At 55.7% G+C, this 17049-nt stretch carries 19 protein-coding genes; 10 read left to right on the top strand and 9 right to left on the bottom strand.

Going from position 1 to position 17049, the window contains the following annotated elements:
• The first annotated feature begins 78 nt into the window (after window positions 1-78).
• Window positions 79-2220: a malate synthase G gene (locus tag OE750_RS00985; RefSeq protein ID WP_263760443.1), complete on the top strand. Its 2142-nt coding sequence runs from the start codon at window positions 79-81 to the stop codon at window positions 2218-2220.
• Here OE750_RS00985 and OE750_RS00990 read toward each other — a convergent pair.
• The 6 genes from OE750_RS00990 to OE750_RS01015 form a co-directional block, all read right to left on the bottom strand.
• A complete protein-coding gene (locus OE750_RS00990) occupies window positions 2217-3545 on the bottom strand; it encodes a lyase family protein (protein WP_263760446.1) in 1329 nt (442 codons plus the stop codon). The two genes, OE750_RS00985 and OE750_RS00990, sit on opposite strands and share 4 nt — an antisense overlap.
• Window positions 3545-4333 (bottom strand): 3-oxoadipate enol-lactonase, encoded by a 789-nt coding sequence (gene pcaD, locus OE750_RS00995; RefSeq protein ID WP_263760448.1) that lies wholly within the window; start codon window positions 4331-4333, stop codon window positions 3545-3547. The genes OE750_RS00990 and pcaD overlap by 1 nt, the downstream gene beginning before the upstream one ends.
• Entirely contained in the window at window positions 4330-5547 is a 1218-nt protein-coding gene (locus tag OE750_RS01000) for an endonuclease/exonuclease/phosphatase family protein (protein ID WP_263760450.1), read from the bottom strand. The genes pcaD and OE750_RS01000 overlap by 4 nt, the downstream gene beginning before the upstream one ends.
• Window positions 5548-5616: 69 nt before the next feature.
• A complete protein-coding gene (locus tag OE750_RS01005; RefSeq protein WP_263761176.1) occupies window positions 5617-6588 on the bottom strand; it encodes a threonine/serine dehydratase in 972 nt (323 codons plus the stop codon).
• Window positions 6585-7403 (bottom strand): alpha/beta fold hydrolase, encoded by an 819-nt coding sequence (locus OE750_RS01010; protein ID WP_263760452.1) that lies wholly within the window; start codon window positions 7401-7403, stop codon window positions 6585-6587. The genes OE750_RS01005 and OE750_RS01010 overlap by 4 nt, the downstream gene beginning before the upstream one ends.
• Window positions 7396-8094: a haloacid dehalogenase type II gene (locus OE750_RS01015; protein ID WP_263760455.1), complete on the bottom strand. Its 699-nt coding sequence runs from the start codon at window positions 8092-8094 to the stop codon at window positions 7396-7398. Before OE750_RS01015 ends, OE750_RS01010 begins: the two co-directional genes overlap by 8 nt.
• 175 nt (window positions 8095-8269) lie before the next feature.
• Here OE750_RS01015 and OE750_RS01020 point away from each other — a divergent pair, with 175 nt between their 5' ends.
• Both OE750_RS01020 and OE750_RS01025 read left to right on the top strand, forming a co-directional pair.
• Window positions 8270-8698, top strand: a complete 429-nt coding sequence (locus OE750_RS01020; protein ID WP_263760457.1) for an FKBP-type peptidyl-prolyl cis-trans isomerase — start codon at window positions 8270-8272, stop codon at window positions 8696-8698.
• Window positions 8699-8810: 112 nt separating this feature from the next.
• On the top strand, window positions 8811-9506 hold the full coding sequence (locus OE750_RS01025) for a DUF1223 domain-containing protein (protein WP_263760459.1): 696 nt from the start codon (window positions 8811-8813) through the stop codon (window positions 9504-9506).
• Here OE750_RS01025 and OE750_RS01030 read toward each other — a convergent pair whose 3' ends face one another.
• The 3 genes from OE750_RS01030 to OE750_RS01040 are packed head-to-tail and all read right to left on the bottom strand — an operon-like array spanning window position 9507 to window position 11384.
• Window positions 9507-10559: a YeeE/YedE family protein gene (locus tag OE750_RS01030; protein ID WP_263761178.1), complete on the bottom strand. Its 1053-nt coding sequence runs from the start codon at window positions 10557-10559 to the stop codon at window positions 9507-9509.
• Window positions 10560-10603: 44 nt separating this feature from the next.
• On the bottom strand, window positions 10604-10942 hold the full coding sequence (locus OE750_RS01035) for an ArsR/SmtB family transcription factor (RefSeq protein WP_263760460.1): 339 nt from the start codon (window positions 10940-10942) through the stop codon (window positions 10604-10606).
• A gap of 34 nt (window positions 10943-10976) precedes the next feature.
• Window positions 10977-11384 carry a thioredoxin family protein gene (locus OE750_RS01040; RefSeq protein ID WP_263760461.1) on the bottom strand — a complete coding sequence of 136 codons (408 nt, stop codon included), beginning with the start codon at window positions 11382-11384 and terminating at the stop codon, window positions 10977-10979.
• Window positions 11385-11456: 72 nt separating this feature from the next.
• Here OE750_RS01040 and OE750_RS01045 point away from each other — a divergent pair, with 72 nt between their 5' ends.
• The 7 genes from OE750_RS01045 (at window position 11457) to soxB (ending at window position 16974) form a co-directional block, all read left to right on the top strand.
• Window positions 11457-12197: a cytochrome c biogenesis CcdA family protein gene (locus OE750_RS01045; RefSeq protein WP_263760462.1), complete on the top strand. Its 741-nt coding sequence runs from the start codon at window positions 11457-11459 to the stop codon at window positions 12195-12197.
• Window positions 12198-12246: 49 nt separating this feature from the next.
• Window positions 12247-12810: a thioredoxin family protein gene (locus OE750_RS01050; RefSeq protein ID WP_263760463.1), complete on the top strand. Its 564-nt coding sequence runs from the start codon at window positions 12247-12249 to the stop codon at window positions 12808-12810.
• Between the two features lie 159 nt (window positions 12811-12969).
• Window positions 12970-13446 (top strand): sulfur oxidation c-type cytochrome SoxX, encoded by a 477-nt coding sequence (soxX, locus tag OE750_RS01055; protein WP_263760464.1) that lies wholly within the window; start codon window positions 12970-12972, stop codon window positions 13444-13446.
• A 44-nt stretch (window positions 13447-13490) separates the two neighbouring features.
• Window positions 13491-13907 (top strand): thiosulfate oxidation carrier protein SoxY, encoded by a 417-nt coding sequence (gene soxY / locus OE750_RS01060; RefSeq protein ID WP_263760466.1) that lies wholly within the window; start codon window positions 13491-13493, stop codon window positions 13905-13907.
• Between the two features lie 18 nt (window positions 13908-13925).
• Window positions 13926-14255, top strand: coding sequence for a thiosulfate oxidation carrier complex protein SoxZ (gene soxZ / locus OE750_RS01065; RefSeq protein ID WP_263760468.1), 330 nt, complete (start codon window positions 13926-13928; stop codon window positions 14253-14255).
• Between the two features lie 61 nt (window positions 14256-14316).
• The gene (soxA, locus tag OE750_RS01070) at window positions 14317-15168 is read left to right on the top strand and encodes a sulfur oxidation c-type cytochrome SoxA (protein WP_263760470.1); all 852 of its coding nucleotides are present in this window, start codon (window positions 14317-14319) and stop codon (window positions 15166-15168) included.
• A 108-nt stretch (window positions 15169-15276) separates the two neighbouring features.
• Window positions 15277-16974 (top strand): thiosulfohydrolase SoxB, encoded by a 1698-nt coding sequence (gene soxB / locus OE750_RS01075; RefSeq protein WP_263760472.1) that lies wholly within the window; start codon window positions 15277-15279, stop codon window positions 16972-16974.
• The last annotated feature ends 75 nt before the right edge of the window (window positions 16975-17049 follow it).

Genomic DNA, 17049 nt, shown 5'->3' on the forward strand with positions numbered 1-17049 from the left:
GATCATCCGGAAGATTGCGCGCTCTCGCCTGTGCGCGTTACAATTGACAGGATAGAACTTTGAAAGCAGGGGCATGGCATGACCAAGCGTGTGGAACGGGCAGGACTACAAGTGGATGCGGTGCTTGCGCGCTTTCTTGAAGATGCGGCATTGCCCGAAACAGGGATAAGTGCTGCGGCGTTCTGGAGTGGATTTGCCGCGATGCTCGCTGATTTGACGCCAAAGAACCGTGCGCTTCTGGACACACGCGAGAGCCTTCAAAACCAGATAGATGCCTGGCACATGAAGCACCGCGATGTGCCGCATGATCATGAAGCCTACAAGGCGTTTCTAATCGATATCGGCTATCTGCTGCCTGAGGGTGAAGATTTTGAGATTGATACACAGAATGTAGACCCCGAGATTGCTTTGATACCGGGGCCGCAGCTTGTGGTTCCGATCACCAATGCGCGCTATGCGCTGAATGCGGCCAATGCGCGTTGGGGCAGCTTGTATGATGTGCTCTACGGCACCGATGCGATGGGCTCAGAGCCGCCATCGGGCGGATACGAGCGCGGGCGGGGCGCAAGGGTTGTTGCGAAGGCGCGCGTGTTTCTGGATGAGGCCTTTCCTATCGAAGGTACATCTCACGCAGATGCGCGACGCTATCATGTGCAAGATGGCCAGCTTTTGGTGGATGACAGGCCGCTGCAAAGCCCCGAGAAATTTGTGGGTTACAAGGGTAACCCGAAAGCGCCAGACGCGGTTTTGTTGAAAAACAATGGCTTGCATGTGGAGCTGGTATTTGACCGCGCTCACCCAATTGGCAGCCACGATCAGGCGCTTTTGGCTGATATTCAACTTGAAAGCGCCCTGTCGGCGATTATGGATTGCGAAGATTCGGTGGCCTGTGTGGATGGTGAGGACAAAACGCTCGCCTATTCAAACTGGCTTGGGCTGATGAAAGGTGATCTCTCCGCTGAAATTGCCAAAGGCAGCAAAACAGTGAGCCGCCGCCTTGCGGAAGACAAGAGTTTTACCGCGCCTGACGGCAGCGAACTTGTGCTTAAAGGGCGCGCGCTGATGTGGGTGCGCAATGTCGGGCATCTGATGACCAATCCCGCAATACTCGACGCTAAGGGCGATGAGGTTTTCGAAGGCTTGATGGATGCGGCGATCACCACTCTGATCGCGATGCATGACCTCAAGCGCGAGAGCGGAAACTCGGTGCATGGTTCGGTTTACATTGTGAAACCGAAGATGCACGGGCCAGCAGAAGTGGCCTTTGCCGACGAAATATTCGCCCGCGTTGAAGCTTTGCTTGGCTTGCCTGCGAATACCGTCAAAATTGGAGTAATGGATGAGGAGCGCCGCACTTCGGTGAACCTAAAAGAATGTATCCGCGCGGCGAAGTCGCGGATAGCTTTCATCAACACGGGTTTTCTCGACCGCACAGGAGATGAAATCCACACTTCGATGGAAGCTGGACCGTTTAGCCGCAAGGATTTCATCAAGCGCAAGGGCTGGATCGGGGCGTATGAGAACCTAAATGTCGATATCGGCCTCGAATGCGGCTTGTCGGGCAAGGCCCAGATCGGCAAGGGCATGTGGGCGATGCCTGATTTGATGGCGGCGATGTTGGAGCAAAAAATAGAACACCCGAAAGCGGGCGCAACCTGCGCTTGGGTTCCTTCTCCCACGGCGGCCACGCTGCATGCGCTGCACTATCACAAGATTGATGTGCTCGCGGTGCAAGCGAAGCTACGTAAAGGTGGGCGGCGAGCGCATGTGGACGGGATTCTGGAAATCCCGCTGGCGACGCATCGAAAGTGGACGAGCGATCAAATAATGCGCGAGGTTGAGAATAATGCGCAGGGCATACTCGGCTATGTTGTCCGCTGGATCGATCAGGGGATCGGTTGCTCGAAAGTGCCTGATATCAATGACGTAGGCTTGATGGAAGACCGTGCAACCTGCCGCATTTCGGCGCAAGCGCTGGCTAATTGGCTGCACCACAGCGTTGTGGATGCGCAGGCCGTAATGGTGGCCATGCGCAAGATGGCCGAGGTGGTAGACGGACAAAATGCCGGGGATGCTTCATATACCCCGATGGCGCCGGGCTTTGACGGAATTGCCTTTCAGGCGGCTTGCGATCTTGTTTTCAAAGGGCGCCAGCAGCCTTCCGGCTATACCGAACCAGTGCTTCATGCGCGCCGTATTGAGCTGAAAGCCTCGCTCTAAAGCGCGCGGACAGCCGCTGCAAAAGCGCGGGCCTCCTGCGGGGCCGCGCCAAGCTGTGCGCTCATGTTGAACACTTCTCCGAGCTCGACCTCTGGGTAGGCCTCTGCCGCGACTTGAGCGAGGTTTTTGCCTGTTTTGAGAGCAGTCGTGCAGAGTTCTTTGGTTTTATTCTGGGCTTCGGGCCGCGGCATATGGTCGGCGAGTGCGAAGGAGAGCGCCTCGGCAAAGATCATGCCTTGGCCGCTCTCAATATTGGCCTTCATCCGCTCGGAATTGGGCGATAAATCAGAGGCAAGCCGTTCAGCATGAACCAGCGCAGCTCCTGTGCCAAGCACGAGTTGGGGCAGCGTAAGCCATTCGGAGATCCAAGCTGCGCCATCGCGCTGTTGTTTGTGGGCTGCGGCACCTTGCAGAACGGAGTTGAGGGCGGTCACATGGGCGGCGAGTGCCATGATGGCCCCCGCACCAACAGGATTTTGCTTTTGCGGCATGGTTGAAGAGCCACCAGCGCCGCCAAGCTGCACTTCGCCAAGGTCCGTCATTGTGAGTTCTGCGAGATCGGCGCCCATTTTCGCGAGCGTGTTTGTCAGCCGTGTGGCCCATGCCGCGAGGGTTGTGACGGGTGTTCTGTCATTGTGCCAGCTATAGGCAGGGTTGTGCAGCCCGAGGGCTTCGGCGAGGCCGGCCCGTATCTGTGCTGCCTTTGGGCCAAGCGCGCTGCTGGTGCCTGCCGCACCCGAGAGAGAGACCCAGAAGCCTGCGTCTTTCCGCGCGTCCATTTCATTGTAAAGCGCAAGCAAAGGGCGCCCCCAAGTCGCTGTGAGAGCGCCGAAACTCGTAGGGGTAGCGTGCTGCCCCCATGTGCGGGCAGGAAGTATGGTTTCACTATGCTGTTCAGATAATTCAGCAATGATATTAAGCTGGCGCTTTAATGTGGATAAGATGTGGGTAAATGCCCTTTTGAGGCGCAACATCAAGGCCGTGTCGATGATATCTTGCGAGGTTGCCCCCCAGTGCAAATATTGCGCGTGCTCGGGGGCTTCGAGAGTTTTCCTCAAGGCGGCGACAAAGGCGGGAATGCTGACACCGTTTTGCGCGGTGGCTTCTGCAAGCCCCGCAGGGTCAATCTGCACTTCCATCGCAGCTCGGTGCAAAAACGCGCCACTGATTTCCGGGATCACGCCAAGTTCGCCTTGCACCTTGGCAAGTGCGCCCTCGACCAAAAGCAAAGCACGCATTTCGGCGCTGTCGGTGAAGAGTGCGGCAAGATCGCCTGTTTGGAAGAGTTTGGAGAGGTGCAGGCTGTCAAAGACGGAAGCGGCCATTAGATGTGTCCGATTTCGGTTAGGAAGGTCGATAGAAGGGCGGCGTAGGCCTCGGGCTGCTCGACGCAAGGTAAATGCCCTGCGCGACGGATGATCTCGAAGCGCGAACCCGGAATGAGCGCGGCTGTTTCGCGTACGAGGTCTGGGGGCGTTGAGCCGTCTTCCGAACCCGCAATCGCCAATGTGGGGAGGCGCAAACCTGATGTGGGGGTGATGAAATCAGTTCCCGCGATAGCCGAGGAGCAACCGATATAGCCAGCTTGTGGCTGACGAATGAGCATGTTGCGCCAAGCGGCGAAGGCATCGTTTTTGCGAAACTCGGGGGCAAACCAGCGTTCAAGGATATTATCGGCCAGCGCCTCTATTCCTCCGGAACCAACTGCTGAAATGCGGTCCTGCCACATCTGGCGTGTGCCGATTCTGGCCGCCGTGTTGGAAAGCACAAGCCCGCGCACCAGATCAAGCCGCTTGACGGCCAGCCCCTGAGCGATCATTCCGCCTATCGAAAGGCCGACGAAAACGCAATCTTTCACTTCCAGATGATCGAGCAGCGCCTCGGCATCACGTACAAGCGTGCCCATAGCGTAGGGCGCGGGCGGGCAATCGGATAGGCCATGGCCGCGCTTGTCATAGCGGATGAGGCGCAGGCCAGCGGGCAGAAGGGGGAGAACATCGTCCCACAGCCGCAGGTCGGTTCCGAGGGAGTTCGAAAAGACAACGGCAGGGCCATCGCGTGGGCCTTCGTCTTTATAGTGCAGGTTGATCTCGTCGAGTCTTGCAATTCTCATGACTGTTGGTCTTCCTCAAAGAGCGACATATGGGCGATAATCTGGCCGTGGTCCGAAGCTAGTTTGTTATAGGGCGCTTCGGCGTGGGAGCCATCGGTGATGTGGTCATTGAAGACAGAGAAATATTCCATCTGTCCTATCTGGTCGTGACCCCCGGTGACAAAATGACGGGACATATAAATCTGGTCGATCGATTCATAAACGCCGGCAAAGGCAGAAGTATAGACCATGTCACGCAGGCTTTGGCGCACGAAGAGTTTCTCGGCGGAATGAAGGCGCATTTGCTCGACTTGGGCGGTGATGGCCGCGTGTTCCTCAGCGGAGTAGCGGTCGCCATAGTCCTTGGCGTCGTGGCGCAACATCCATTGGTAGTTTTTAAAGGGCACTTCACCTGAAATTATCTCGGAGCTGACAGCATGTTCGCCATCGTTAAAGTCGCCTAAGACCATAACGGGGTTACCAGCCTTAAGTTCTTCAATGATCTCGCGGCGTAAGACCCAAGCCTCGGCCATGCGTCGAGTGGCAGCACGCAAAGAGCCGAGCGCGCGGCCGATTGGGTCATAATCCGTCAGGTTTTCCTCAGGCGCAAACTCGGCCCCTTTGGGGCGGATAAACTCGCCAAGCTTTGACTTGAGGTGGGAGTTGAACACGGTGATGATTTTGTCACCAATCGGGATGCGTGCCTTGATTACAGGGCGGGAAAGGCGGCGGATACGAAAGTAACCAGCATCGCCTGCCTCCAGCCCGCGCAGAGGCTGAAAAGGAATATCGAGCGGCGTTTCAAGGTCTTGCAGCACTTCGGGTTGTCCGACAAAGCCGAAGCGTGACAGAATCGCGAGGCCTGGGCGGCGCTGGCCTGGTGTGCCGCTGTCAGCAGAGTTGGGTGCAAAGGCCAGCGTGCCGCTTGCATAGGTCTCAACCGCGAGTTTTCGAAAGATGACTTTACGGTGATAACGCTTTGATTTATCAGGGATTGTGGCAGCATTGAGCGCGGTGGCGCGGGCATTGGCTTCCTCGATCACGGCTTGCAACGCGTCTTCGTCGAAAATTTCCTGAAAGCAGACAATATCGGCGTCCATTGATAGGAGCTGATCCGCGAGCCAGTCTTCCTTCCAAGCGTATTCCTCAGGCGTATAGGTCTGGAATTCGTAATATTCCTGATCAGGGCCGATAAGGTTTTTGACGTTGAACGAAGCGATTGTGAAGCGGGTCATGGTCGGCCTTTATGTGCGCAAATGCCTGCCCATGGTTGGGCAGGGTTCAGGCTGTGTCAAGTCAAGGGCTTAGCTGAGGGTCGCGAGCGCTTGTGAGAAGACGTCAGCATCGACATTACCGCCTGTGGCCACGGCGATGAGCGCGGGGGCGTCTGTTTTATCGGCGTGAAAGAGCGCCGCCGCGAGGCCGACCGCACCACCAGGTTCAACCACAATTTTGAGGCGCTGATAGGCGAGGGCCATAGCTTTGAGCGCTTCTTCCTCACTCACAACCATCCCTGCGCCGCAGTGTTCGGCCATGATCGGGAAGGTCAAATCACCGGGCTGCGGCGTGATGATCGCATCACAAAGCGAGCCTGAAAGCTGCGCGTTACGCTTGATTTCTCCAGAGGCAAGCGAGCGGGTGACATCGTCAAAGCCTTTGGGTTCGCAGGGGCGCACTTTAAAGGCAGGCGCATCTGCCGCCAAAGCCAGCGCAATGCCAGAGGTAAGGCCACCACCGCCACAGCAGACCAGCACTTCAGCTTGTGTTATGCCTTCCTCCGTTGCTTGTTCGGCAATTTCGAGCCCTGCTGTGCCTTGGCCTGCAATGACCAATGGCTCATCGTAGGGCTTGATCAATGTCAATCCGCGCTCCTTGGCCAGTCGTGCTCCGATAGCGTCGCGGTCTTCTGTCGCGCGTTCATAAAGCACAACTTCAGCGCCTAAAGCACGGGTGTTGGCGATCTTTAGGCGCGGGGCGTCAGAGGGCATGATGATGACGGCAGGAACGCCATGAAGCGCTGCGGCGTAGGCGACTCCCTGAGCGTGGTTGCCCGACGAAAATGCAATGACACCGTTCTTGCGCTCGTTTACGGGCAAGCCTGATAAGGCTGACCAGCCGCCACGAAACTTGAAAGACCCTGTGTGCTGGAGGCATTCGGCCTTCACAAAGACAGGCTTGCCAGCGATTTCGTCAAGGAACGGAGAGGAGAGCAGGGGCGTGCGGCGGCCATGGCCTTTGAAACGCTGTGCTGCGGCGCGGATCATGTCGATGTTCATAACAGGTCTGTCCATTTTAGAAGGGTGGTGAGGGATTCTGGCTCGTCAAGATACGGCACATGGCCGCGATCGGGGATCTCCGCGGCAATCATATCTGGGCGACGATCCTGCATTTTGAGGAAGGTAGTCTTGGCGAGCAGGTTCGAGTTTTCTCCGCGCAGGGCGCAAAGTGGCAAGCCTGCAAGCGCTTCAAACATTGGCCAAAGATCGGGCAGTTCTGCATCAAGGGCGGCAAGGACGCCCGTGCGCAGGGCGGGGTCATAGGTCAGCTCAAGACCCGTATCACCTTGGGTGTAGAGCCGCGTTATTTCTTCCCGAAACCGGCTGGTAGGGACATTGTAAAACCCCTGAGCCAAGTCGGGCCAGATTTCGAGTAAGGCATCATAGCTTTTGAAGGCTGGCCTTTTTCCGATATAGCTTGAAATGCGCTCAAGTCCCGCGCGATTTAACTCGGGGCCGACATCGTTAAGCGCGACGCCAAGCAGTCTGTCTTTGACCGTGGCGGCAAGGGTCATAGCGATGAACCCGCCGCGCGATGTGCCAAGAATTGCGACTTTGGGGAGGGCGAGATGGTCTATGAGTTCAACAACATCACGCGCCTCGATGAGGGGGGTATAAGTTGCAGGGTCGGCCCAGTCTGATTGTCCGCGACCGCGATAATCAAGCCGTATCATGCGCAGATGCGAAAGATGAGGCGCAACAAAATCAAAGTCGCGCCCGTCGCGTGTAAGGCCTGCGAGGCACAATAGCGGCGTACCTGTTCCTTCGTCCGTATAGTGAAGCGCAAGCCCGTCTGATGTCTGAAAGCTAGGCATGGTTTCTTTCGGCGACCAAAGCGGCGAGTGTGCTGAGATCTGATAATGTGTGTTGGGGCGTGCCTGCAAGCCTATCCATCGGAGCCTTGAGACGGTTGACCCATGCGGTTTCAAATCCAAAGCCCGAAGCACAGCCTGCATCCCATCCGTTGGAGGAGACAAACAGCACTTCGTCACGCGCCACATCAAGCGCGGTTTCGATCATAGCGTAGACTTTGGCGGCAGGTTTGAAGATGCGCACGTCTTCAACCGAGAGCACAGCGTCAAACTGACCTGTGAGGCCTGCCGAGACGATCGCGCCGCCAAGCATATCGGGCGAGCCGTTTGAGAGAATCGCGGTTTTCAGGCCGCTTGCGCGCAAATCTGCCAGCATGGCAGGCACCTCGGGGTAAGCTGTGAGATTGAAATAAAGCTGCAAAAGCCTCTCGCGCAACTCGAGGTGTCCAGCTAGGCCCGTGGCCTCAAGCGCATAGTCGAGGCCATCTTGGGTGACCTGCCAGAAATCAATATGATCGCCAGTGACAGCGCGCAGCCATGTGTATTGCAGCTGCTTGTCACGCCAGAGTTCAGCAAGGCTTTGCCAAGTGCCGGCAAGCTCGGGGTAAGCTGGCTCGTTCGCAGCTTCTCTTGCGGCGGCCGATACGTCAAATAATGTTCCGTAAGCGTCAAAGACGCAGGCTGAAACTGGCATCGCATCCCCCCAAAAAGATGTGCTGGATAAACTCTCGCGCAGGGGCCGGTAAAGGTCAATGCCAAGGGCTGTTTGCAATCAGGCGCTTGGGTGTTTATCTTGCGCCAGAGCCTGAGAACCTGCGCAAAAGAGCGCGGCCTCTAAATTCACATTCCCCAATAGAACTGGATATACGATGAGCGAAGTTAAGAGCGGTGATACCGTGCGTATTCATTATACTGGCACATTGAGCGACGGCTCTGTGTTTGATTCAAGCCAAGGCAGCGAGCCTTTGGAATTTGTAGTCGGATCCGGCCAGATCATTCCTGGCCTTGATGTTGCTTTGCCCGGTATGACCGTCGGCGAGGAAAAGCGTGTCGAGATCGCAGCAGATGATGCTTATGGCCCGCACCACGCAGAAGCACGCCAGGAAGTGTCACGCTCCGAGATTCCTGCGGATATTCCGCTTGAAGTTGGCTTGCAGCTTCAGGCCAAAAACGAGCGTGGCGAGATTATGCCCCTCACGGTTGCCGAAGTGAGTGAAGAAACCGTTGTGCTGGATGCCAATCATCCGCTGGCGGGCAAAGACCTGGCGTTCGAGATTGAACTCGTCGCTATCAACTGACGAATACGGGCGGGTTTGAAACAAAACCCGCCCAAGTCTCGCGAAACCTTGATTGGTGAGTGAGAGCCTCTTTGCGCTATGTCTTTCGGGACCAGACCAAAGGAGGCGGCCCATGTGGCGCAGCATAGCACTCGCACTTTTGATGCTCTCAGGAATTGCCGCACAGGCTGACGCCCAAGAGCGTAAGCTTATTGTTGTGGAACTTTTCACCTCGCAGAGTTGTTCAAGTTGCCCGCCTGCCGATGCTTTCTTACATGAGTTGGCGGGGCGCAATGATGTGCTCGCTCTGGGGCTGCATGTTGATTACTGGGATTATATCGGCTGGAAAGATACATTCGGCCAGCACGCCTTTTCCGAGCGTCAGCGGGCCTATGCGAAAGTCGGCGGGCGGCGCTCGGTTTACACTCCTCAGATGATTGTGAATGGCGAACAACATGTTGTGGGAAACCATCCTAAGGAAGTGAATGCGCTGATCAAGCTGCATCAGTCGCAACCCGAGAGAGCCCGCATCGAGGTGCGCCGCGATGGCGGCCGTGTGCAGATTGCAGCGCAAGCGGAAGGAAACGGGCAGGCGGCAGTCTTGCTGGTGAGTTATATGTCAAATGGTGTCGCCAATATTCATAAGGGCGAGAATGAGGGTAAAGAACTCAACTACGCAAATATCGTTACTGACATTAAAGTGCTCGAAATCTGGGATATGAAACGTCCGCTTGAATTGAGTGCTCGCGCGCCTGACGCCGAGAACCTTGCCGTTGTCTTGCAAAGCCGTGGCCACGGACCAATCCTTGCCGCAGCGCGCGTAAAATAACTATTCGGCGGGCTGAAAGCCTACGATCAGCTGTCTGAGGCCAAAAGCGGCGCCTGCGTAGATGGATACAAAAGTTACCGGAGCTGAAAAACTGAGCGTAGAGAATGCCGAGAGGCCTTGTCCGACTGTGCATCCCATCGCCAGAACCGCACCGATGCCCATACAGACCGCGCCAACAATCTGGCGGCGCAGCTCGCGCGGGTCTTCGCAGGCTTCCCAGCGGAAGTGGCCCTTGATTAGAGAGCCGATAAACGCCCCGATGAGGACACCGCCGACAGAGCCAACTGCAAATGACGGCATGCCGACCGAAGCGGTCATTGTGTAAAGCAGCGCTTCGCCCACGGGTGCGCTATAGCTGTGTGACACGACAGGAAATGCGCCAAATCCGTAGTTGGCAATATAGCCCGAGGCGGCCCAGCCGCTGACGATTGCCGCGGCAACGACAAGCGCCCAAAAGGCAGAGGCGGGGCTTTTGCGAAAGGCGGGAGAGGCCAAAGCCACCGCTGCTATAACAAGGCCAAGGATGATGCCGAGCGCGTGCACGCCAAAGCCTGTTTGCGCAGCAATTAAATGTGCAATGCCGGGAGGTGTTACTGCATCAGTCTGAGGGAAGGCCAGCGCACGCAAGTAGGCCAACGGACCTGAAAGCACCGCATAGGCTGACACGCCCATCACAAGCACCACAACGAATGCTCGCATATCGCCGCCGCCAAGCCGCGCGAGCGCGCCGTATCCGCAGCTGCCGGTGAGCGCCATACCATAGCCGAACAACAAGCCCCCGAGAACAGAAGCAAGCGGCATCCATGTGATGGAAAGATAGAAGCTTTGCTCCAGCGGGACCAGCCCTGCGCCGGCCAGCGCAAATGTCCCTGCAATCGCCGCTCCGATGGCGAGAATCCACATCCGCAATCGAAGGGTGTCCTCTCCGTAGAGTGTGTCTTCGATCGCGCCTAATGTGCAGAAACGGCCAAGGCGTGCGGCAAGCCCCAAGAGGACCCCTCCGAACACACCCGCAAGTGTCACAAATGTGCTTTCCGACATATATTCCAGCATCATCAGCCCTCCCAGCGTCGATGCGTTTCTCTTTTAGTGACGCCTTAGCTATCGTCGTCGCAGAATAACTCGTAGACAAGCTCCAAGATGCGCTTGGGGCGGTTGTCTGCGAGGCGATAGAAGATAGCTTTGCCGTCACGGCGTGGCACAACGAGACCTTCCATGCGCAAGCGCGAAAGCTGCTGGCTGACGGCAGCCTGACGCGCGGACAGGAGGCTTTCAAGCTCGGTTACAGATTTTTCGCCCGTCACCAGGTGACACAAGATCATCAAGCGCCCTTCGTGGCTGACTGTTTTGAGGAAATTCGACGCTGTGGTGGCATTGTCCATGAACTTGTCGAGTTCAGCGTCGCTAAGATCGTCGGTGAATTGTGGAAGTCCCATTGGGTATCCTTCTGGTGGGGCTTGTCGCCTTCTTTTAATTGCTGACAGCCGCTTTGTCAGGCTTTTCAAAGTCTGTTTTGGCTTTTAGCATCATTCCGAGCAAACCCCAGAAGAAATCTTCCCCCGGGTAGCCTTCAATTCTGCCGATTTCGGCACCTTCATCCACAAGGATGAAGGTTGGTGTAAAGGTCGCAGGGCGGGCAAATGTGATGCCCTCGGGGGCGCCAGCCGAAATGTTTACTATACGCAGCGGTGCAAATGCGCCCTCAGGGGATTTTGGGTAGATCGGGCCGATTTCGCTGAGCCACTGCTCGCAATACTGACAGCCCTTTTGCTCGACCATAATAAGCTCGACGGCAAAGGCCTGACTGGTGGACAAAATGGCGAAGGCCGCAGCGCTGGCCGCGGCTCTGGCTGTTGAGGAAAAAAGACGCGTTAGCATGGTCTTATCATTGACTGTTTGAGTTACCCACAACATAATCTGAATATGTTAATTTGACAAGGATTGCGGGCCATGCTCGGAGAGATTACATACTGGGGCGCGGCGCTGGCAGGGTTTGTTGCGTTTTTCACGCCCTGCATCTTGCCCATGGTCCCGTTTTACCTGAGCTATATGGCGGGCATTTCGATGTCGGAGCTGAGAAGCGACGGCGATATTGCGCCGGGTGCACAAAAGCGCCTCGTTATATCAGCCATTATGTTTGCACTGGGTGTCACGACGATCTTCATGCTGATGGGGATGGGGGCGACGGCACTCGGCACTGCCTTTGCGCAATGGAAAGGCGTGCTAACCTATGTGGCGGCGGCTGTGATCTTTGTTTTTGGTCTGCACTTTCTGGGGGTTATCCGTATCGGCTTTCTGTATCGCGAGGCACGAATGGAGAGCAAGGCGGACCCTTCAACCGTGTTTGGGGCCTATGTTATGGGACTGGCTTTCGGGTTTGGCTGGTCGGCTTGTGTTGGCCCGGTCCTCGCATCAATCCTAATGGTTGCAAGTGTGATGGGTGAGGTCTGGCGCGGCGGGTTGCTGCTTGCGTTTTTTGGAATTGGGATGACCGCCCCTTTCGTTGTGGCGGCTTTGTTTGCCAAGCCGTTCCTGAGTTTCATGGCAAGGTTCCGCAAATACCAAGGCCACGTCGAGAAAGTTATGGGCGTTATGCTGATTGTCTTTGCGATACTGATTGCCACCAACACCGTAAATGTAATTGCCAACTGGATGCTCGAGGTTTTCCCCAGCTTTCAGTCACTGGGTTAAACACACCGGGTTAAACTCACTGGGCTAAATACAAAAAAGGGAGAAGAAGATGAACAAGCTACTCGCAATCGTGACAGCGCTTTTTGTAGCGCTGCCTGTCTATGCCGCCGAACTGGGCGATGATGGCCTGCACAAGGCCGAGTGGATGCGTGACACCTTCAAGGATCTTCGCGAAGATCTCGCCGAGGCCAATGCGGAGGGGAAGCGTCTTGCCGTTATCGTTGAGCAGCGCGGTTGCATTTACTGCAAGCAAATGCACGAAGAGGTTTTTGTTGACCCGGCCATCGACGCTTACATCAAAGAGAACTACTTCTTTGTTCAAATTAACATGTTTGGCGATGTTGAGGTGACGGACTTTGACGGCGAAACTCTTCCCGAGAAAGATATGGTGCAGAAGTGGGGCGCTATGTTCACGCCACTGATCATCTACTTCCCCGAAGAAGTTGCCGAGGGTGTCAGCGCGCCGCGTGCCGCCGTTGCTCAAGTGCCCGGTGCGTTTGGCAGGGGGACCACTTTGAGCATGCTGACATGGGTCAGGGAAAAAGGCTACGAAAGTGAGGAACCTTTCCAGAAATATCTCGCGCGCAAGCTTGCCGAGCAACAATCGGATTGATTTTTCGGCGTATAACGAAAGAGAAGAACGCCCAGACCAGAGAGGCGCGTAAAAAGGTAAATTCATTTTCGTGAATTTGTTGTTGCGAGTCTTTCTGGGGTCCACTACGGTATACAGAGCTAACCTAGCTTGAGAACACGGGTAGCCAAGGGAGGAAATATGAGGTTCACAACACTCGCATTGGCGGCAACGCTGACAGCCGGAGCGGCTTATGCCGATATGGTTTCGCCAGCAGATGTCGTCTTTACCGAATACGGTGCGGTCGAAACGTCGCTCAGCGGCACGGCTGGTAATGTAGAAGGTGGCATCGATGTTTATGCCAACCGTAGCAAAGGCAACTGTGTAGCGTGTCACGTTATCAGCTCGCTGCCGGATGTTGCGTTTCCAGGCAACGTAGGTCCTGCGCTTGATGGCGTTGGGGACCGTTGGAATGAAGCCGAATTGCGCGGTATTCTGGCGAACTCGAAGATGACTTACGACGGCACCGTTATGCCAAGCTATTACCGCGTTGACGGTTATACGCGACCAGGCAACGCCTACACGGGCAAAGCGCCTGAGGGCCCGCTTGAACCACTGTTGAGCGCACAGCAGATCGAAGATGTTGTTGCGTTCCTCATGACACTGAAAGACGAGTGATCCGGCTTGCTGGATTGCTTTGAGAGAGACCGAAGGAGATAAACATGGAATTCTCAAGACGTGATACGCTTGCCCTTGGGGTTGGCGCTGTTGCTCTGACAATCCTGCCATTTCAAGCCTCAGCGGCTGCGGATGACCTGATTGCAGCGTTTACAGGTGGCGCAGATGTGGCTGAAGGCGGTGTAACGCTGACAGCTCCTGAAATCGCTGAAAATGGTAATACTGTTCCCGTAAGCGTATCGGCTGAAGGTGCTGAAGCTATCTTGCTTCTTGCTTCAGGCAACCCGACACCCGACGTGGCGACATTCAAGTTTGGCGAGCTCGCAGGCAGCCAGAGCGCATCAACACGTATCCGTCTTGCGGGCACGCAGGATGTTGTGGCCGTGGCCAAGATGGCTGACGGATCGTTCGCACGGGCAAGCGCGACTGTTAAAGTAACAATCGGCGGCTGCGGCGGCTAATCAGAGGAGACTAAGAACATGGCAGATGGTGTAAAACCTCGCGTCAAAGCGCCGAAATCGGCAGCGGCTGGCGAAGTTGTAGTGATCAAGACTCTGATCAGCCACAACATGGAATCAGGCCAACGCAAAGACAGCGATGGCAATGTGATCCCGCGCTCAATTATCAACCGTTTTACGGCAGAGTATAACGGTAAGATGGTGATCGATGTTGAACTCGCGCCTGCGATTTCGACAAACCCATACTTCGAATTCGAAGCAATTGTTCCTGAAGCCGGTGACTTTAAATTCACTTGGTATGATGATGACGGTTCGGTCTACGAAGACGCAAAATCAGTCGCAATCGCCTGATAAATACGCATAGGCGTCTTGCCCCGCAGAAGGGCAAGGCGCTTTCCAAGGGAGGAAATGCATGAACTTCAAGACACTTTCACTGATCAGCGCTGTCGCTTTGGCACTGCCCACTCTGGGCATGGCCGATCCGGACAACGACACGCTTGTGATCAACGAAGAAATCGAAATCGTAACCAAAACAGAACCAGCACCGCATGTTGCTGATGCGCTGCCTGAAGTTATGTCAGGCTGGCACTTCCGTGAGGATGAAACGCAATCCATGCAGATGGATGACTTTGACAATCCCGGCATGATCTTTGTGGAGAAGGGTGTTGATGTCTGGAACACAGTGGAGGGCAGCGAAGGCAAGTCTTGCGCAAGCTGTCACGGAGCACCTGAGGAAATGGCTGGCGTGCGCGCTGTCTATCCAAAGTGGAACGAAGCTGCCGGCGAAGTTCGCACGATCCAGATGCAAATGAACGATTGCCGCGAGAACCGCATGGGCGCCGAGCCTTGGGCTTATGATAAAGGCAACGCTACCCCTGTTGAAGCTTTGCTGGCGTCTGTTTCCCGCGGTTTGCCTGTTAACGTGGCCATCGACGGCCCCGCGAAAGAAACCTGGGAAAAGGGTAAAGAGATCTACTATACCCGCTACGGCCAACTGGAACTGTCCTGTGCAAATTGCCATGAACAAAACTATGGCAACATGATCCGCGCCGATCACCTTAGCCAGGGCCAGATCAACGGTTTCCCGACTTATCGTTTGAAAAATGCACGCTTGAACGGCGCTCACAACCGCTTCAAAGGCTGCATCCGCGATACACGCGGCCACACCTTCAGTGAAGGCAGCCCCGAGTTCGTGGCGCTTGAGCTTTATGTTGCGAGCCGCGGCAATGGTCTGTCGGTCGAAGGCCCGTCAGTCCGTAACTAAATCAACCGAGGCCCGCAGCTTGACGAGAGCTGCGGGCTTCTTTTTGTCATAACGCATTAGGTTTTGTGCATATGTTGCCGCTGATGCCAGAAGAAGGGTTCCCAAGCCATGATCTCCCGTCGTGATTTTCTGCAAGTCTCAATGGCCGCCTCGGCACTTTACGGTGCAAGCGGTTTTGGCAACTGGGGCCGTCTGGCCGCGCAGCAGGCGCTGACACAAGACCAACTTCTCGAGTTTGAAACATTCGGCAACGTCAGCCTTATTCACGTCACGGACATTCACGCACAGATGAAACCGATCTATTTCCGCGAGCCGGAAGTAAACATCGGTGTTGGGGGAAACAAAGGCTTTGTGCCGCACATCACAGGTGCTGATTTCCGCAAAGCTTATGGCATTGCCGATGGCAGCCCCTCGGCTTACGCCCTGACATATAACGATTTTACTGCGTTGGCGCAGGAATACGGACGCGTTGGCGGGCTTGACCGTGTGGCCACAGTGGTCAACGCGATCCGTGCCGACCGCCCTGACGCGCTGCTGCTCGATGGCGGCGATACATGGCATGGCTCCTACACCTGCTATCACACCGAAGGGCAGGACATGGTCAATGTCATGAACGCCTTGAAGCCTGATGCGATGACTTTCCACTGGGAGTTTACGCTTGGCTCAGAGCGGGTGAACGAGTTGGTGCAGAGCTTGCCGTTTACCTCCCTTGGCCAAAACATTTTTGACGCCGAATGGGACGAGCCCGCCGAGCTTTTCAAACCTTACAAGTTCTTCGAGCGCGGCGGAGTGAAAGTTGCCGTGATCGGGCAAGCCTTCCCTTATATGCCGATCGCCAACCCGGGCTGGATGTTCCCTGAGTACTCCTTCGGTATCCGTGAAGACAACATGGCCGCGATGGTGCAGGAAGTGCGCGGCATGGGCGCCGAGCTTGTTGTTGTCCTGAGCCACAACGGCTTTGACGTGGACAAAAAGATGGCGGGTAATGTTGAAGGCATTGACGTGATCCTCTCGGGCCACACACATGATGCGCTGCCCGAGCCTGTGCTTGTGGGCAAGACACATGTCATCGCCTCAGGCTCGAACGGTAAGTTTGTCAGCCGTATCGACCTTGATGTGCGGGATGGCGAGCTGAAGGGGCTCAAGCATAAGCTGATCCCGATTTTCTCGGATGTTATTGCGCCTGATATGGAGGTGGCCAAGCTTATCGACGCGCAGCGTGCGCCCTATGAGGACAAGTTGAAAGAAGTGATCGGCACGACAGATTCACTGCTTTACCGCCGTGGTAACTTCAACGGCTCGTGGGATGATCTAATTTGTAACGCCTTGATTTCAGAGCGTGAAGCCGACATCGCGATGAGCCCTGGTGTGCGTTGGGGACCAAGCATTCTACCGGGTCAGGATATCACGCGGGAAGATATTTGGAACGCAACTTCAATGACTTACGGTGAAGCATACCGCAGCGAAATGACTGGCGAGTTCATCAAGGTGATCCTTGAAGACGTGGGCGACAACCTGTTTAACCCTGATCCCTATTATCAACAGGGCGGTGACATGGTGCGCATCGGCGGCATGGGTTACAAGATCGACGTGACCAAGCCGCAGGGCGAGCGCATTTCTGATATGACGCTTCTCAAAACAGGCGAAGCGATTGACCCGTCGAAAAATTACGTTGTTGCCGGCTGGGCCAGTGTCAACGAAGGCACGGAAGGCCCGCAGATCTGGGATGTGGTGGAAGATCACATTCGCAAGCAGGGCACGATCAAGCTTGAAGAGAATAACTCGGTTCAGGTTACTGGCGCGTAAACGGTCCGAACCGGAATTATTTGACCGAAATAGAAATAAAAACGCCCGCGTGATTTACGCGGGCGTTTTTGTCTT

The sequence above is a fragment of the Lentibacter sp. XHP0401 genome (assembly GCF_025751535.1).
In the GTDB taxonomy this organism is placed as follows: Bacteria; Pseudomonadota; Alphaproteobacteria; order Rhodobacterales; family Rhodobacteraceae; genus Lentibacter.

Coding starts and splice junctions, on each gene's coding strand:
- OE750_RS00985 (WP_263760443.1), top strand. CDS start 79: ATGACCAAGCGTGTGGAACGGGCAGGACTACAAGTGGATGCGGTGCTT.
- OE750_RS00990 (WP_263760446.1), bottom strand. CDS start 3,545: ATGGCCGCTTCCGTCTTTGACAGCCTGCACCTCTCCAAACTCTTCCAA.
- pcaD (WP_263760448.1), bottom strand. CDS start 4,333: ATGAGAATTGCAAGACTCGACGAGATCAACCTGCACTATAAAGACGAA.
- OE750_RS01000 (WP_263760450.1), bottom strand. CDS start 5,547: ATGACCCGCTTCACAATCGCTTCGTTCAACGTCAAAAACCTTATCGGC.
- OE750_RS01005 (WP_263761176.1), bottom strand. CDS start 6,588: ATGAACATCGACATGATCCGCGCCGCAGCACAGCGTTTCAAAGGCCAT.
- OE750_RS01010 (WP_263760452.1), bottom strand. CDS start 7,403: ATGCCTAGCTTTCAGACATCAGACGGGCTTGCGCTTCACTATACGGAC.
- OE750_RS01015 (WP_263760455.1), bottom strand. CDS start 8,094: ATGCCAGTTTCAGCCTGCGTCTTTGACGCTTACGGAACATTATTTGAC.
- OE750_RS01020 (WP_263760457.1), top strand. CDS start 8,270: ATGAGCGAAGTTAAGAGCGGTGATACCGTGCGTATTCATTATACTGGC.
- OE750_RS01025 (WP_263760459.1), top strand. CDS start 8,811: ATGTGGCGCAGCATAGCACTCGCACTTTTGATGCTCTCAGGAATTGCC.
- OE750_RS01030 (WP_263761178.1), bottom strand. CDS start 10,559: ATGCTGGAATATATGTCGGAAAGCACATTTGTGACACTTGCGGGTGTG.
- OE750_RS01035 (WP_263760460.1), bottom strand. CDS start 10,942: ATGGGACTTCCACAATTCACCGACGATCTTAGCGACGCTGAACTCGAC.
- OE750_RS01040 (WP_263760461.1), bottom strand. CDS start 11,384: ATGCTAACGCGTCTTTTTTCCTCAACAGCCAGAGCCGCGGCCAGCGCT.
- OE750_RS01045 (WP_263760462.1), top strand. CDS start 11,457: ATGCTCGGAGAGATTACATACTGGGGCGCGGCGCTGGCAGGGTTTGTT.
- OE750_RS01050 (WP_263760463.1), top strand. CDS start 12,247: ATGAACAAGCTACTCGCAATCGTGACAGCGCTTTTTGTAGCGCTGCCT.
- soxX (WP_263760464.1), top strand. CDS start 12,970: ATGAGGTTCACAACACTCGCATTGGCGGCAACGCTGACAGCCGGAGCG.
- soxY (WP_263760466.1), top strand. CDS start 13,491: ATGGAATTCTCAAGACGTGATACGCTTGCCCTTGGGGTTGGCGCTGTT.
- soxZ (WP_263760468.1), top strand. CDS start 13,926: ATGGCAGATGGTGTAAAACCTCGCGTCAAAGCGCCGAAATCGGCAGCG.
- soxA (WP_263760470.1), top strand. CDS start 14,317: ATGAACTTCAAGACACTTTCACTGATCAGCGCTGTCGCTTTGGCACTG.
- soxB (WP_263760472.1), top strand. CDS start 15,277: ATGATCTCCCGTCGTGATTTTCTGCAAGTCTCAATGGCCGCCTCGGCA.